The sequence below is a fragment of the Pseudomonas sp. RC10-4-2 genome (assembly GCF_050433085.1).
Classification (GTDB): Bacteria; Pseudomonadota; Gammaproteobacteria; order Pseudomonadales; family Pseudomonadaceae; genus Pseudomonas; species Pseudomonas aeruginosa.
The window spans coordinates 345781-361417 of record NZ_JBNPXX010000008.1 but is presented as its reverse complement, the minus strand read 5'-3'; the positions used below and the strand labels follow the sequence as shown (position 1 = coordinate 361417).

The window sequence follows — 15637 nt, the reverse complement described above, 5'->3', positions numbered from 1 at the left end:
GTAAATCCTTGATTTTCAAGCATTTACTCTTCGTCGTCGCCGGGAGTGGTGCGCATTATAGGGAGATAGAAACTGGCGTCAACACTTATTTGAAAGAATTATTCAGCTTTCAGCGTGATGCGCGCGAAAGCCTTCTTCCCTGCCTGGAACACACGGGTTTCACCCAGCGCCAGCATGAAGGTGCGGTCGACGACCTGCCCATCCACCTTGACGCTGCCGGCACCCAGGAGATCGCGAGCCGCAGCCGCATTCTTCACCAACCCCGCCTTATTAAGGACAGAGGCAACGGGCATATCCTCGGGGGACGACAGCTCGATCTCCGGCAGGTCCTCCGGCAGCTCGCCCTCCTTCAGGCGATTGCCGGCCGACTTGTGTGCGCTCGCCGCCGCCTCCTCGCCATGGAAGCGGGCGACGATCTCCTCGGCCAGCTTGATCTTGATGTCACGCGGGTTGGCGCCCGCCTCGACGTCCTTGCGGAAGCTATCGATCTCATCCAGGGAACGGAAGCTGAGCAGTTCGAAGTAACGCCACATCAGCGTGTCAGGAATGGAGACCAGCTTGCTGTACATGACACCCGGCGCTTCCTGGATACCAATATAGTTGCCCAGCGACTTGGACATCTTCTTCACGCCATCCAGCCCTTCCAGCAACGGCATGGTCAGGATCACCTGGGCCTCCTGGCCATAGGCACGCTGCAGCTCGCGCCCCATCAGCAGGTTGAACTTCTGGTCGGTGCCACCCAACTCGACGTCCGCCTTCAGCGCGACGGAGTCATAGCCCTGGACCAGCGGATAGAGGAACTCATGGATAGCGATGGGCTGATTGCTGGCATAGCGCTTGCTAAAGTCATCACGCTCCAGCATCCGCGCAACGGTGTACTGAGAGGCAAGACGAATGAAGTCAGCCGGGGTCAGTTGGTCCATCCAGGTGGAATTGAAGGCTACTTCGGTCTTGGCCGGGTCGAGGATCTTGAAGACCTGGGACTTGTACGTCTCCGCATTCTCCAGAACCTGCTCGCGCGTCAGGGGAGGACGGGTAACACTTTTCCCACTGGGGTCACCAATCATCCCAGTGAAGTCGCCGATGAGGAAGATCACCTGATGCCCCAGGTCCTGGAACTGGCGCAGCTTATTAATAAGCACGGTATGGCCAAGATGCAGATCGGGAGCGGTCGGGTCGAAGCCGGCCTTGATCCGCAAGGGCTGGCCACGCTTCAGCTTGGCCACCAGTTCCGCCTCTACCAGGATCTCGTCTGCACCGCGCTGGATCAGCGCCAGCTGCTCTTCAACCGACTTCATTTACAGGTTCTGCCCAATTGCCAAAATCGAAAGGGAACCAACCATACAAGATCGCAGACTAAAAACAAATTTTGCCGACCGTCAGGGGGACGGAGCCAGGCCAGACGCGACTTTTGGCTTGATTCAAGGAGATTTTGGTTATATTTTAGGCAGTTATTTATTCACAATCCAAAAACACCAATCACGCCATGACGCAATCCGATCAGAAAGCGCCGCCGTATTACCCGAAAAGCCACTTGTTGGCCGCCAGCGGTGTTGCAGCGCTCCTCAGTTTGGCACTACTGGTGTTCCCCTCGAGCGAAGTCGAGGCCAAGAGGACCACGCTCAATCTGGAGCTTGAAAGCAACACCGATCGCCTCCTTCAGGAGAAAGACGACCTCCTGCCGCAATCGGTCACCAATTCCAGCGACGAAGGCACGCCTTTCGCTCAGGTAGAAGGCGCCTCCGACGACAACACCGCCGAGCAAGACTCGGACAAACCGGGCACATCTGTAGCCGATGCCGACACCAAGCCCGTCGATCCCGAGTGGAAGACCATCACCGTCGCCAGTGGCGATACGCTGTCGACCGTATTCACCAAGGCAGGCCTTTCCACCTCGGCCATGCACGACATGCTGACCAGCAGCAAGGATGCCAAGCGCTTCACCCATCTGAAGGTCGGCCAGGAGGTCAAGCTCAAGCTCGACCCCAAAGGAGAGCTGCAGGCGCTGCGAGTCAAGCAGAGCGAACTCGAGACCATCGGCCTGGACAAGACCGACAAGGGCTACTCCTTCAAACGCGTGAAGGCCCAGATAGACCTGCATACCGCCTATGCCCATGGCCGCATCACCAGCTCGCTGTTCGTTGCCGGTCGTAACGCCGGCCTGCCCTATAACCTGGTCACGTCGCTGTCGAACATCTTCGGCTACGACATCGACTTCGCCCTCGATCTGCGTGAGGGCGACGAGTTCGACGTGATCTACGAACAGCACAAGGTCAACGGCAAGCAAGTGGCGACCGGCAATATCCTCGCCGCCCGCTTCGTCAACCGCGGCAAGACCTACACCGCCGTGCGTTACACCAACAAGCAGGGCAATACCAGCTACTACCGCGCCGACGGCTCCAGCATGCGCAAGGCATTCATCCGTACGCCGGTGGATTTCGCCCGCATCAGCTCGCGCTTCTCCCTGGGCCGCCGCCACCCGATCCTGAACAAGATCCGCGCGCACAAGGGCGTCGACTACGCTGCCCCCATCGGCACACCGATCAAGGCCACCGGAGACGGCAAGATCCTCGAAGCCGGACGCAAGGGGGGCTACGGCAACGCCGTGGTGATCCAGCACGGCCAGCGCTATCGGACCATCTACGGACACATGAGCCGCTTCGCCAAGGGTATCCGCGCCGGTACCAGCGTGAAGCAGGGCCAGATCATCGGTTACGTGGGCATGACGGGCCTGGCCACCGGCCCGCACCTGCACTACGAGTTCCAGATCAATGGCCGTCACGTCGATCCGCTGAGCGCCAAGCTGCCCATGGCGGACCCGCTCGGTGGCGCAGATCGCAAGCGCTTCATGGCGCAGACCCAGCCGATGATCGCGCGCATGGATCAGGAGAAGAAAACCCTCCTGGCCCTGAACAAGCAGCGCTGATCGTGCCGCGCTACCTGGGGTTGATGTCCGGAACCAGCCTGGACGGCATGGACATCGTCCTGATCGAGCAAGGTGATCGCACCACCTTGCTCGCTTCCCATTACCTACCCATGCCGGCCGGGCTGCGCGAAGACATCCTCGCCCTGTGCGTCCCCGGTCCCGATGAAATCGCCCGCGCCGCCGAAGTCGAGCAACGCTGGGTCGCCCTTGCAGCACAGGGCGTGCGCGAACTGCTGCTCCAGCAGCAGATGAGCCCCGACGAAGTCCGTGCCATCGGCAGTCACGGTCAAACCATCCGACATGAACCCGCTCGCCACTTCACGGTGCAGATCGGCAACCCCGCCCTGCTGGCGGAGCTGACCGGCATCGATGTCGTCGCCGACTTCCGCCGCCGCGACGTCGCAGCCGGCGGCCAGGGCGCCCCGCTGGTACCGGCCTTCCATCAGGCGCTGTTTGGCGATGATGACGCCTCCAGGGCGGTCCTGAACATCGGTGGCTTCAGCAACGTTTCGCTGCTCAGTCCCGGAAAGCCGGTACGCGGCTTCGACTGCGGCCCGGGCAACGTGCTGATGGACGCCTGGATTCATCACCAGCGCGGCGAACATTTCGACCGGGACGGTGCGTGGGCCGCCAGCGGCCAGGTGAACCACGCACTGCTGGCAAGCCTGCTGGCGGATGAATTCTTCGCCGCGCGTGGCCCCAAGAGCACCGGGCGCGAGCGTTTCAACCTGCCCTGGCTGCAGGAGCACCTGGCTCGTCACCCTGCCTTGCCGGCAGCGGATATCCAGGCAACCCTGCTGGAACTGAGCGCGCGCAGCATCAGCGAATCGCTGCTGGACGCCCAGCCGGACTGCGAAGAGGTGCTGGTATGCGGCGGCGGCGCCTTCAATACGGCGCTGATGAAGCGCCTGGCCATGCTGATGCCCGAAGCTCGGGTCGCCAGTACCGACGAATACGGCATTCCCCCTGCCTGGATGGAGGGCATGGCATTCGCCTGGCTAGCCCATCGGTTTCTCGAGCGCCTGCCCGGCAACTGCCCTGATGTGACCGGTGCGCTCGGTCCCAGGACTCTGGGCGCGCTGTATCCCGCCTGAAACGAAAACGCCGCGCATATAAGCGCGGCGTTTTCGTAGCGGCCCCATCGACGTCAGATCGAGAACGACTGTCCGCAACCGCAAGTCGTGGCGGCGTTCGGGTTCTTGATGACGAACCTCGAACCTTCCAGGCCTTCCTGGTAGTCGACTTCCGAGCCCGCCAGGTACTGGAAGCTCATCGGGTCCACCACCAGGCCCACGCCATCGCGCTCGATCACGGTATCGTCATCGGCGATATCTTCGTCGAAGGTGAAGCCATACTGGAAGCCCGAGCAACCGCCGCCGGTGACGAATACGCGCAGTTTCAGGCGAGGATTGCCCTCTTCGTCAATCAACGTCTTCACCTTGTTGGCTGCGCCTGGGGTAAAGAGCAGGGGCGTAGGGGTGAAGGTCTCGATGCTCATGTTTCCGAATCTCCCGGCTTGAGGCCGTGCGTTACAACATTACGCCCATTATCCTCTTGTCCCAGAAAAATGGTCAACTAATCCACAGTTTCCACGCTGGCAGGCAGTTCCAGCGGGCGCGGACTGGCCTCGGTCATCGGGCACAGGCGGCCCTCGATCTGGGCCCCCATGGCGGTTTCGATCAGCCCATAGTGAAGATTGCCCTTCACCCGGGCCTGGGCCCCCAGCTCCAGGCGTTCGATGGCATGGATGTCGCCATCCACCTGACCGTCGATGATCACATGGGGGGCCCGGATTTCGCCGTCGACACGACCGCCGGCGCTGACCCGCACCAGCCCTTCGTGCGCCTGCAACGCTCCGCGGACGGTGCCGTCGATCTGCACCGCGCCCTTGAGGTTCATGTCACCGACCAGTTCGGCGCCGCTGGCGATCAGGCTGGTCTGCCCGGTGAAACGCTGGACGTCGGCCCGGCCTTTGTTCTTGCTCCACATAATGCTCACTCACTGCTTCGGCCAATCGAAACGGCGCTGTAGCGGTTTGGACTGGCCATTCAGCTCCGCACGTACGTCGATCAGCTTCGGGATGAAGTTCTTCGGCAGCTCCAGCTCGGCGAAACGCCCCCCTTCTGGGATCGACTGGAAATGCCGGAGGGAAATCGACAGCCCTGTCTTGCCCAGTTCCGGCGAGAGCTGTTCGAGGTCGTAGGTAGCGTCCTTGCGCGCCAGCTTGCCGCTGATGCGGACTTTCAGCCGCCCATCCAGCTTGCGGTCGTCCCTGCCCAGGCGGCTGAGCATCACCTTATAGCGGAAGCGCTGCGGGTCGTCCGTGCCCTGCACCTCAAAGGCACGGATTTCCAGCGCATCCGCCTTGCTGGCCGGCGCGACTACCCCCTTGTAGAACGCGATGTCCTGTTGCTGCTTGAACACCTGGTCCTCAAGCAGCTTGATGGTCTGCCGGCTCTGTTCGGTGGCCTGCTGGCTGAGGCGTTCTCCGCTGCGCAACACCTCGATTTCGGTACGCAGGCGCTCCAGCTCGGCCTTCTGCTCGCCGATCAGGGTTTCCTGGCGTTGCGCATCGGCCTCGCTGCGAGCGGCGTCCGCCCCGGTCGACCAGCGACCGCCGAGAAACGCCAGCGGAACCGCCAGCAGCAGCGCACCCACCCCGAGGCGGACCAGCCAGGCCCGCCGTGGATCACGGAACTGGAGTTCCCAGCCGGACATCAGGGGAGCAGGGCCGCATGCGAGAGGCCCAGGCGCTCGTCCAGCCCGAACAGGATGTTCATGTTCTGGAGCGCCTGACCCGAGGCGCCCTTGACCAGGTTGTCGATCACCGACAGCACCACCACCAGGTCGCCGCCCTGGGGGCGATGCACGGCGATTCGGCAGACATTGGCGCCACGCACGCTGCGGGTCTCCGGATGGCTGCCGGCCGGCATCACGTCGACGAAGGGTTCGTCGGCGTAGCGCTTCTCGAACAACGCCTGGAGGTCGACCGAGCGATCCGCGACATGGGCATAAAGGGTTGCATGGATACCGCGGATCATTGGCGTCAGGTGCGGTACGAACGTCAGCCCGACCTCGCCGCCGGAGGCCCGACGCAGGCCCTGGCTGATTTCCGGGAGATGCCGATGCCCTTTGACCGCGTAGGCCATCATGCTTTCGCCCGCCTCGCAAAACAGCGAGCCAACCTTGGCACCCCGACCGGCGCCGCTGACCCCGGACTTGCAATCGGCGATCAGCCGCGAGGCGTCGGCCAGGCCGGCCTCCAGCAGCGGGATCAGGCCCAGCTGGGTCGCGGTCGGGTAGCAGCCCGGCACGGCGATCAGGCGGGCTTGGCGGATCTTCTCGCGGTTCACTTCCGGCAGGCCGTAGACAGCCTCGTCGAGCAGCGCCGGAGCGCCATGCGGCTGGCCGTACCAGCGCGCCCACTCCTCGGCGTCCGCCAGGCGGAAGTCAGCGGACAGATCGATGACCCGGGTCCCGGCGTCCAGCAGTTCGCCAGCCAGCGCGTGCGCCACGCCGTGCGGCGTGGCGAAGAACACCACGTCGCAGGCGCCGAGGCGCTGCGCGTCCGGCACGCTGAACTGCAGGTCGTCATAATGACCTCGCAGGTTCGGGTACATGTCGGCGACCTTCACCCCCGCCTCGGAACGCGAAGTGATCACTTCCACCCGGGCCTGCGGATGCTGCGCCAGCAGGCGCAGCAGTTCCACGCCCGTATAACCCGTACCGCCAACGATGCCGACCTTGATCATCTGTCCATCACTCCGCGCGCTGAGGCAAGCTAGCCAAAAGAGGCCAATGATAAGAGCCGAGCGCCGGCATGAACAGCGCTGGGCGTCCGGCTTTGCGACCGGTTCGGCCCTTCGGTCGGCAGTCTAGCCCCCGGGGTCGTCGGGCAGAAATTGCTGCGAGGCCCTATCCGAATGTTCCTACCTGTTATGCGGCCATATCTGCCGGCAAATCAGACAGCGGCAAGCCGCCAGGGTGACGCGTTCCAGCCATCCCTCTACTATCGGGGCACCGTGATCAAGAGGATGTCCTGATGTACCTGTGGCTCAAAGCCTTCCATATCATCGCCGTGGTCTGCTGGTTCGCCGGCCTGTTCTACCTGCCGCGCCTGTTCGTCTACCACGCCATGAGCGAGGACCAGACCAGCCGGGAACGCTTCTGCGTCATGGAGCGCAAGCTCTACCGAGGGATCATGATGCCCTCGATGCTCGCCACCCTGGTCCTTGGCCTCTGGATGCTCTATCTCACCCCCGGCTGGCTGAGCCAAGGCTGGCTGCACGCCAAGCTGACCCTGGTGGTCCTGCTGATCGGCTACCACCACACCTGCGGCGCCATGCTCAAGCGCTTCGCCCGCGGCGAGCCGGGGCGCAGCCATGTGTTCTACCGCTGGTTCAACGAAGTGCCTGTACTGTTCCTGCTGCTGATCGTCCTACTGGTGGTGCTCAAACCTTTCTGACCCAGGAGTCTTGTCCATGTCCTTGCCCGCCCTGCTCGACCAACGCCTGCGACTGCCGATGGTGGCCGCGCCGATGTTCCTGGTATCCAACCCGCAGTTAGTGCTGGCCTGCTGCCGCAGCGGCATCGTCGGCAGCTTCCCGGCGCTCAACCAGCGCGAGAGCAGCGGCTTCGAGGGATGGCTGGAGGAAATCGGGGCCGGCCTGCAGGCGCTGGACAATCCCGCGCCCTATGCGGTGAACCTGATCGTCCACAACACCAATCCGCGGTTGCAGGCCGACCTGCGGATCTGCGTCGAGCACCGCGTACCGATCGTCATCACCAGCCTCGGCGCAGTGCGCGAAGTGGTAGACGCTGTGCATAGCTACGGCGGCCTGGTGTTCCACGACGTCACCACCCGCCGCCACGCCGAAAAAGCCGCCGAGGCCGGGGTCGACGGCCTGATCGCGGTGGCGGCCGGCGCGGGCGGGCACGCCGGGACCTGGAGCCCTTTCGCGCTGGTCGCGGAAATCCGCCAGTTCTTCGACAAGACCCTGCTGTTGGCCGGCTGCATCAACCACGGCCACGAGATTCTCGCCGCACAGATGCTCGGCGCCGACCTGGCCTATCTCGGCACTCGCTTCATCGCCACCCGCGAGAGCAATGCTTCCGACGCCTACAAGCAGATGATCCTAGAGGCACGCGCCGCCGACATCGTGCACACCCCGGCGGTGTCCGGCGTACCGGCCAGCTTCATGCGGCAAAGCCTGGAGGCCGCCGGCTACGATCTGAAGCGCCTGACCGACAAGGCAGACATGAACTACGGCGAGAAACTCAAGCCGGTGAACGACGAGGCCAAGGCCTGGAAGACCGTGTGGTCCGCCGGCCAGGGCGCGGGCAACATAGACGACTTGCCCGGCGTCGACGAGTTGGTCGCCCGCCTCGACCGGGAATATCGCGCCGCCCTGCGGAACATGGATCGCCTGGCCAACCGCTGGCCGCGCTGAAACCGCCGGGTCACGGCGCCCCGGCTTGTGCGGGAGTTCTCATCTCGCGCTTGTGGGCGCCAAGGCCGCCGATTAGGCTGTCGGCTGCATTTCTCTCACCCCAGCTGACAAGGATGCCTGCATGACCGACCAACGCTTCAAGATCGTCTTCTCCGGCGAGCTGATGCCCGACGCATCGCTCGAAACCGTGAAGGACAATCTCGCCCGCCTGTTCAAGAGCGAACCGGGCAAGATCGACGCCCTCTTCGGCGGTCGCCCGGTGGTGCTGAAACGCGAACTTCCAGAGGCCGAGGCGGAGCGTTACCTGACCGCCTTGCGCCAGGCCGGCGCCAATGCCTACAAGGAAGTCGACCTGGCGGCCAGCCTGAGCCTGGTGGAAACGCCCGATCACAACCCCCAGGTCGCGGAGGACACCCCAGCGCAAGACCTGCCTCCCATGACCTGCCCGAAATGCGGCCATGAACAGCCCAGCGGAGCGGAATGTTCGGCCTGCGGCGTCATCATCGAGAAGTACCTGGCACGCCAGGCGCAGCTCGGCGAAAACGCCGCGCCTGCGACCACCGCGGCTGCGGGCGCGTCTCCCTACACACCGCCCAGCGCCCAGGTCGGCGACGCCCTCCCCGAGTTCGGCGAGCTGAACGTGTTCACCACCAACGGCCGGATCGGACGCCTGCGCTATCTCGGCTGGTCGATGGCGATGACGCTGTGCTTCCTGGTCATCATGGGCCTGGGCTTCCTGCTCGGCGAAACCGTCGGCGTGGCCGTCACCGCCCTGGCCTCGATCGCCTTCATCGTCATCGCCGTGATGATCGGCGTGCAGCGCCTGCATGACCTCGGCTGGTCGGGCTGGCTCTGGCTGCTCAACTTCGTCCCCTTCGTCGGCAGCGTGTTCGGCATCCTGATGCTGGTCCTGCCCGGCAGCACCGGCGCCAACCGCTACGGTCCGCCGCCGCCGGCGAACAGCACCGGGGTGAAAGTCCTGGCCAGTCTGATCATCCTGCTGCCGATAGTCGGTATCATCGCCGCCATCGCCCTGCCGTCCTACCAGGGTTACCTGGAGCGAGCGAACTATGACGGCGGCGCCAGCGCTCCAGCCGACCCGTACACCACCGACGAGCAGGCCGCCGCAGCGGCGGCCGAAGCCGATGAAGCCGCCACGGCGGCGGCAGAGGCCATGGAAGACGACGACCAACAGTAGCCACGCAACCCCTCGCGACGGGCGGGGTCCAATTCCCCGTCCGTTTCGGAGAAGTCTCGAATGCCCCGTTATGCCCTGATCACCGGCGCTTCCAGCGGTATCGGCCTGGCCCTAGCCGAAGCCCTGGCCCGGCGCGGTCGCGCTCTGATCCTGGTGGCGCGCCAGCGCGACGCGCTGGAGAGCATCGCCTATGAGCTGGCGCAGCGTTTCGGCGTGGAAGTGCTGTTCCGCACCTGCGATCTTTCCGAGCCGCTGCAACTGTCAGGGTTGTTGCACGAACTGGAACAGGGCGAACGACAGATCGACCTGCTGGTTAACAATGCCGGGATCGGTACCTCCGGCCCCTTCATCGACCAGGAATGGGCGCGGGAACAGGAACTGATCGAACTCAACATCCTGGCCCTGGCCCGCCTTTGCCACTCCCTCGGCGCCCGCATGGTGGCACAGGGCGGTGGCCAGATACTCAATATCGCCTCGGTGGCCGCCTTCCAGCCCGGCGCCTGGATGAGCAACTACTACGCCAGCAAGGCCTACGTCCTGCACTTCTCGGAAGGCTTGCGGGAAGAACTGAAAGAGCGCGGCGTCAAGGTCTCGGTGCTGTGCCCTGGGCCAACCCGCACGGCATTCTTCCGGGAAGCCGGGATGCGGCTCGGCAGGCTCGACCGGAGCAAGCTGATGATGACCCCGGAGGAAGTCGCGCTGCTGGCCCTGCGCGGGCTGGACAAGAACCGCGCCCTGATCGTCCCCGGTTGGCGCAATCGCCTGCTGGCGCTGAGCCCACGCCTGGCGCCACGCTGGCTGGTGCGCCGACTCGCCGCGCGGATCAACGCCTCGGCGGTACCCTCCGCCCCACGGGGTTGACCGGCCTCTCCTCGCAGGGCGGCAAGGTTCGCCGTTGGCTCAGTCTGCCGGTACCGCCCGCCCCTTGGCCCAGGTCCGCAGCGCGGCGAGCTTTTCCGCCATCAGCACCGACAGCGGCGAGGTTCGCGCCAGCTCCCTGAGCAACAGATCCTGATCCACCGCCTGCTGTCGCGCCTGCCCGGCGTACAGTGCCGCCACCACCGCCTGCTCGATCTCCGCACCGCTGAAACCCTCGCTGGCAGCCGCCAGCAGATGGAGGTCGAACTGTGCCGGCTCCAGTTCGCGGCGTTGCAGGTGGATGCGGAAGATCTCGGCGCGAACCTCCGGCGTCGGCAGGTCGACGAAGAACAATTCGTCGAAGCGTCCCTTGCGGATCAGTTCGGGCGGCAGGCGGTCGATAGCGTTCGCGGTGGCGACCATGAAGACCGGCGCCTCGCGCTCGGCCATCCAGGTCAGCAGGGTACCCAGCACGCGCTGACTGACGCCGTTGTCCTGGTCGCCACCAGAAATGCCCTTCTCCACTTCATCCATCCACAGCACGCAGGGCGCCATCTGTTCGGCCAGGCGCAGCGCCTCGCGCAGGTTGCGCTCGGTTTCGCCGAAGTACTTGTTGTAGAGACAGGCGAAATCCAGACGCAGCAACGGCAAGCCCCAGAGGCCGGCCACCGCCTTGGCCGCCAGGCTCTTGCCGGCGCCCTGTACGCCGACCAGCATCATGCCCTTCGGCTGGTTGCCAGGCTTGCCGGCGAGGAACGCCGACTGACGCTCGCCGAGCCAGCGCTTGAGCGCGGCAAGCCCGCCGACCTCGGCGAAGCGCGCGGTGTCGTACTCGAAGCTCAGCACGCCCTCCAGGTCGAGTAGCTGGAACTTGGTGCGGTTCAGCTCGGGCAGGTCCTCCTGGGTGATCGCCCCATCGTTGCAGATCACGTTGCGCGCCAGCAGCCGCGCCTCGGCATGGCTGAGCCCACGCAGGTTCTTCACCACCTGCTGCAGGGTGCGGTTGTCGGTGCGCACGCGGGCACCACGGTTGCGCTCGCTCCAGTGCGTCGCTTCCTCGCGGACGATGCCGAGCAGTTCGTCCTCGCTGGGCAGGGACAGCGAGAACCGCGCGGCGAAGCGCTGCACTTCGGCCGGCAGCTTCAGCGCATGGGACACCAGCACCACGGTCGGTCGATGATTGCCTTCGGCCATGGCGATTTCCTTGAGCAGGCGCACCAGGGTCGGGCTGTCGCCAAGGAAAGGATGCAGGTCGCAGAGCACGTAGAGATTCGCCTGCTGATCGTGCTTGATCAAGCGCAACGCCGCGACCGGGTCGCGGCTCTCCTCCCCGCCCAGCGGCTCGCCGCCGAAGCCCAGGCGCTGCACGCCCTCGGTCACCGACCAGGCATACAGGCCAAGGCCGCGCCTGACCGCCAGGCCGGTGAGGGTTTCCATCACCTTCGGCTCGTCCCAGGACTCGATCAGGATCAGCTTGACCCGGGAATCCAGGACCAGGCCGAGGTCGTGTATGTCGTTCTTCACTGCGGCTCCTTCACGCTTGGGCGGTCGCGACGGGCACCGCTACACTCGGGAAAGCACCCGAGGCCGGAGGAATCGCCCATGGACTGTCTGTTCTGCAAGATCGTGGCGGGGGAAGTTCCCGCGCGCAAGTTCTACGAAGACGAGGAAGTTGTCGCGTTTCACGATATCGGCCCGCAGGCGCCGGTGCACTTCCTGGTCATCCCGAAAAGGCACATTCCCACCCTCGAGCACCTGACCGAGGCCGACCGGCCGCTGGCAGGCCATATCCTCTTCACCGCCCAGCGCCTGGCCCGGGAGCAGGGCTGCGAGGAAGGCTTCCGTGTGGTGATGAACTGCAACGACCTTGGCGGGCAGACCGTGCACCACATCCACATGCACGTGCTGGGTCAACGCCAGATGCACTGGCCGCCGGGTTGAATCCCTGCTGGCGCTGCGACATCGCAGCCCGTCCGCAACATCCTGCTATCAGCGCACTTCCGGTAAACTGGTGCGATCTTTCGTTTCCGGAGGTGCGCCATGTCCGCCGACCGCCACTATTCGCCCATCGACCGTTTCCTGCTGCAGGCCGACTCCGCCCTGCGCACCCTGCTGCCGTTCAGCGGCCAGCCGGCGCGACCGTCGCCGGCCATCGTGGAACCCGATGGCGAACTGAGCGAGGAAGACACCCGCCATATCGCCGGCCTGATGCGCATCAACCACACCGGCGAGGTCTGCGCCCAGGCGCTGTACCAGGGCCAGTCGCTGACCGCCAAGCTGCCCGAGGTCCGCGAGGCGATGGAGGAAGCCGCCGAGGAGGAGATCGACCACCTGGCCTGGTGCGAGCAACGCATCCGCCAGTTGGGCAGCCGTCCCAGCGTCCTCAATCCGATCTTCTACGGCCTGTCCTTCGGCGTCGGTGCCGCCGCCGGGCTGGTCAGCGACCGGGTCAGCCTGGGCTTCGTCGCCGCCACCGAAGACCAGGTGTGCAAGCATCTGGACGAACACCTGGCGCAGATTCCCCAGGAGGATCGGAAATCCCGTGCCATCCTCGAGCAGATGCGTATCGACGAGGAACAGCATTCGAGCAACGCCCTGGCCGCCGGCGGCCTGCGCTTCCCGGCACCGGTGAAGCTGGGCATGAGCCTGCTGGCGAAGGTGATGACCAAGAGCACCTACCGCATCTGAATCGCACGCATGAAAAAGCCCGCTCGAAGCGGGCTTTTTCTTTCTCGTGTGCGATCAGCGCGGCATGTTGCGCGCGTAGAAGATCTCCAGCATTTCGTGCTTGAGCCGTTCCGTGACCTGCTCACGCTGTTCCGCCGAGAGCGTCCGGGTAGCGTCGCCGAACAGGTAGTTCTCCAGTTCGAAGTCCTTGAGCAGCATCTTGGTGTGGAACAGGTTCTCCTGGTACACGTTCACGTCGGTCATCTGGTAGGCCTCGCGCGTGTCGTCGGAGAGATAGTTCTGGATCGAGTTGATCTCGTGGTCGATGAAATGCTTGCGCCCCTCGATGTCGCGGGTGAAGCCGCGGACCCGATAGTCGACCGTGACGATGTCCGAGTCGAACTGGTGGATCAGGTAGTTCAGGGCCTTCAGCGGGGAGATCACTCCGCAGGTGGAAACGTCGATGTCCACGCGGAAGGTCGCGATGCCGTCCACCGGATGGATTTCCGGGTAGGTATGCACGGTGATGTGGCTCTTGTCCAGGTGCGCCAGGATGGTGTCCGGCAGCGGGCCCGGGGACTCTTCGATCTGGCTGTCGGTCGGAGTGACCGGCTGCTCGGAGATCAGGATGGTCACGCTGGCGCCCTGGGGGTCGTAGTCCTGACGCGCGATGTTCAGGATATTGGCGCCGATGATGTCGACAACATCGGTAAGAATCTGCGTCAGACGCTCCGCGTCATACTCTTCGTCGATGTACTGCACGTAGGCCTGGAGGTCTTCGGGCGTCTCGGCGTAGCAGATGTCGTAGATGTTGAAGCTCAAGGTCTTCGTCAGGTTGTTGAACCCGTGGAGCTTGAGTTTGCTTTTCACCGTGGGGAACTCTCTCGGTTGCTTGCGGCTCTGCCGCAGGGTTGGGGCATGCCCGTCAGATGCGAACGACGCACCTGCGTAGGACGGTTAACACCTCTTCGCGATGGCGATTGTGGTTTGTTGAGTTGCACGGGCGCCGGCTGGCGCCATTGGTCACCCGACCGGGATGGCTCGGGAAACGTCTATCAGAGCGGAAGAATCTTCCGAACTGAACGGCCGCCCGACGGAATCGCGCGGCACGAAAAAAGGGGCGCATTATGCAGAGCCAATCAAGCCTCCGCCAGAGTTTGCGCCCCTTTTATGATGACCGGATGTCGTCTCAGCCGAGTTCGACGATCTCGTAGTCGTGGGTGATCTCCACCCCGCCGCGACCGAGCATGATCGACGCCGAGCAGTATTTCTCCGCCGACAGCTCCACCGCGCGCTTGACCTGGGCCTCCTTGAGACCGCGGCCCTTGACCACGAAGTGCACGTGGATCTTCGTGAACACCTTGGGCTCCTCGTCGGCCCTTTCGGCCTCGAGGAAGGCTTCGCAGCTCTCCACCGGCTGGCGCGCCTTCTTCAGGATGCTGACCACATCGAAGTTGGTGCAGCCGCCGAGGCCGATCAGGACCATCTCCATAGGGCGCACCCCGAGGTTGCGTCCGCCATGGTCCGGCGGACCGTCCATGACCACCACGTGGCCGCTACCGGACTCGCCGAGGAACATCGCCTCGCCCGCCCACTGGATACGCGCTTTCATCGTTCAGACTCCCGCCGGCAAAGGGCGCCAGCTTAGCACAGGGCCCAAGGACAGTACGGGATCACAGTCCTGATAGCTGCGTCGCAAAATCACATCGACCTTCATGGTCCGTCTGTTAAGCTGGACGCGGTTTACTGGCACACTTCCTGATCTGCCCGGTTGGGGGGAGCTCTCCGCTGAGCTCCCGGGCCCTGGCAGGTCTCTCCATAAGAACTCAAAAAAACATCGCCTTGTACGTCAGGCATATTCTTTATTCTTTCGGGACTCGGGCATGGTAGCTATTACCCACACACCCAAACTCAAACACCTAGACAAGCTGCTCGCACACTGTCACCGCCGCCGCTACACCGCAAAGAGCACCATCATCTATGCCGGCGATCGCTGCGAAACGCTGTTCTTCATCATCAAGGGTTCGGTCACCATCCTCATCGAGGACGACGACGGCCGCGAAATGATCATCGGCTACCTCAACAGCGGTGATTTCTTCGGCGAGCTGGGATTGTTCGAAAAGGAAGGCAGCGAACAGGAACGCAGCGCCTGGGTTCGCGCCAAGGTGGAATGCGAAGTCGCCGAGATCAGCTATGCGAAGTTCCGCGAACTGTCGCAGCAGGACTCGGAGATCCTCTACACCCTCGGCAGCCAGATGGCCGACCGCCTGCGCAAGACCACCCGCAAGGTGGGCGACCTGGCCTTCCTCGACGTCACCGGACGCGTCGCCCGCACCTTGCTGGACCTGTGCCAACAACCGGACGCCATGACCCACCCGGACGGCATGCAGATCAAGATCACCCGCCAGGAGATCGGCCGGATCGTCGGCTGCTCGCGGGAAATGGTCGGACGCGTGCTGAAGAGCCTGGAGGAGCAGGGCCTGGTGCATGTGAAAGGAAAGACCATGGTGGTCTTCGGCACCCGCTGAACAGCACCCA

17 protein-coding genes are annotated in these 15637 nt (G+C 64.0%); 9 read left to right on the top strand and 8 right to left on the bottom strand.

Going from position 1 to position 15637, the window contains the following annotated elements:
• Positions 1-98: 98 nt before the first annotated feature.
• On the bottom strand, positions 99-1298 hold the full coding sequence (gene tyrS, locus FHW81_RS29520) for a tyrosine--tRNA ligase (protein ID WP_003113167.1): 1200 nt from the start codon (positions 1296-1298) through the stop codon (positions 99-101).
• A 188-nt stretch (positions 1299-1486) separates the two neighbouring features.
• Between tyrS and FHW81_RS29515 the strand changes: the two genes are divergently transcribed.
• Together FHW81_RS29515 and FHW81_RS29510 are read left to right on the top strand one after the other, a co-directional pair.
• Positions 1487-2926 (top strand): peptidoglycan DD-metalloendopeptidase family protein, encoded by a 1440-nt coding sequence (locus FHW81_RS29515; RefSeq protein WP_253948314.1) that lies wholly within the window; start codon positions 1487-1489, stop codon positions 2924-2926.
• A 2-nt stretch (positions 2927-2928) separates the two neighbouring features.
• Complete coding sequence (locus FHW81_RS29510; protein WP_003142820.1) at positions 2929-4020, top strand: anhydro-N-acetylmuramic acid kinase; 1092 nt, start codon at positions 2929-2931, stop codon at positions 4018-4020.
• Positions 4021-4073: 53 nt separating this feature from the next.
• Here FHW81_RS29510 and erpA read toward each other — a convergent pair whose 3' ends face one another.
• The 4 genes from erpA to argC form a co-directional block, all read right to left on the bottom strand.
• Positions 4074-4424 (bottom strand): iron-sulfur cluster insertion protein ErpA, encoded by a 351-nt coding sequence (gene erpA / locus FHW81_RS29505; protein ID WP_003085254.1) that lies wholly within the window; start codon positions 4422-4424, stop codon positions 4074-4076.
• A 77-nt stretch (positions 4425-4501) separates the two neighbouring features.
• Positions 4502-4924, bottom strand: a complete 423-nt coding sequence (locus FHW81_RS29500; protein WP_003120826.1) for a bactofilin family protein — start codon at positions 4922-4924, stop codon at positions 4502-4504.
• A complete protein-coding gene (locus FHW81_RS29495) occupies positions 4925-5644 on the bottom strand; it encodes a DUF6776 family protein (RefSeq protein ID WP_003085249.1) in 720 nt (239 codons plus the stop codon).
• Positions 5644-6678, bottom strand: a complete 1035-nt coding sequence (argC, locus tag FHW81_RS29490; protein WP_003085247.1) for an N-acetyl-gamma-glutamyl-phosphate reductase — start codon at positions 6676-6678, stop codon at positions 5644-5646. Before argC ends, FHW81_RS29495 begins: the two co-directional genes overlap by 1 nt.
• Positions 6679-6968: 290 nt before the next feature.
• On the opposite strand from argC, the gene hemJ reads away from it, so the two are divergent.
• From hemJ to FHW81_RS29470, 4 genes are all read left to right on the top strand, one after another.
• Entirely contained in the window at positions 6969-7391 is a 423-nt protein-coding gene (gene hemJ / locus FHW81_RS29485; protein ID WP_023091403.1) for a protoporphyrinogen oxidase HemJ, read from the top strand.
• Between the two features lie 16 nt (positions 7392-7407).
• Positions 7408-8376: an NAD(P)H-dependent flavin oxidoreductase gene (locus FHW81_RS29480; RefSeq protein WP_003117983.1), complete on the top strand. Its 969-nt coding sequence runs from the start codon at positions 7408-7410 to the stop codon at positions 8374-8376.
• Between the two features lie 121 nt (positions 8377-8497).
• A complete protein-coding gene (locus FHW81_RS29475; protein WP_034054807.1) occupies positions 8498-9574 on the top strand; it encodes a DUF805 domain-containing protein in 1077 nt (358 codons plus the stop codon).
• Between the two features lie 60 nt (positions 9575-9634).
• Positions 9635-10435 carry an SDR family NAD(P)-dependent oxidoreductase gene (locus FHW81_RS29470; protein ID WP_003142814.1) on the top strand — a complete coding sequence of 267 codons (801 nt, stop codon included), beginning with the start codon at positions 9635-9637 and terminating at the stop codon, positions 10433-10435.
• A gap of 39 nt (positions 10436-10474) precedes the next feature.
• Here the strand turns inward: FHW81_RS29470 and FHW81_RS29465 are convergent, their stop codons facing one another.
• Positions 10475-11956, bottom strand: a complete 1482-nt coding sequence (locus FHW81_RS29465) for an AAA family ATPase (protein ID WP_034054806.1) — start codon at positions 11954-11956, stop codon at positions 10475-10477.
• Positions 11957-12034: 78 nt separating this feature from the next.
• Here FHW81_RS29465 and FHW81_RS29460 point away from each other — a divergent pair, with 78 nt between their 5' ends.
• A complete protein-coding gene (locus tag FHW81_RS29460; protein WP_003085225.1) occupies positions 12035-12373 on the top strand; it encodes a histidine triad nucleotide-binding protein in 339 nt (112 codons plus the stop codon).
• A 99-nt stretch (positions 12374-12472) separates the two neighbouring features.
• Positions 12473-13120: a 2-polyprenyl-3-methyl-6-methoxy-1,4-benzoquinone monooxygenase gene (gene coq7 / locus FHW81_RS29455; RefSeq protein WP_003085224.1), complete on the top strand. Its 648-nt coding sequence runs from the start codon at positions 12473-12475 to the stop codon at positions 13118-13120.
• Positions 13121-13174: 54 nt separating this feature from the next.
• On the opposite strand, the gene speD is transcribed toward coq7, so the two are convergent.
• The gene (gene speD, locus FHW81_RS29450; protein WP_003101641.1) at positions 13175-13969 is read right to left on the bottom strand and encodes an adenosylmethionine decarboxylase; all 795 of its coding nucleotides are present in this window, start codon (positions 13967-13969) and stop codon (positions 13175-13177) included.
• A gap of 319 nt (positions 13970-14288) precedes the next feature.
• On the bottom strand, positions 14289-14711 hold the full coding sequence (locus FHW81_RS29445) for an OsmC family protein (protein WP_003085219.1): 423 nt from the start codon (positions 14709-14711) through the stop codon (positions 14289-14291).
• A 271-nt stretch (positions 14712-14982) separates the two neighbouring features.
• Between FHW81_RS29445 and crp the strand changes: the two genes are divergently transcribed.
• On the top strand, positions 14983-15627 hold the full coding sequence (gene crp / locus FHW81_RS29440) for a cAMP-activated global transcriptional regulator CRP (protein WP_003085214.1): 645 nt from the start codon (positions 14983-14985) through the stop codon (positions 15625-15627).
• Positions 15628-15637: the final 10 nt, after the last annotated feature.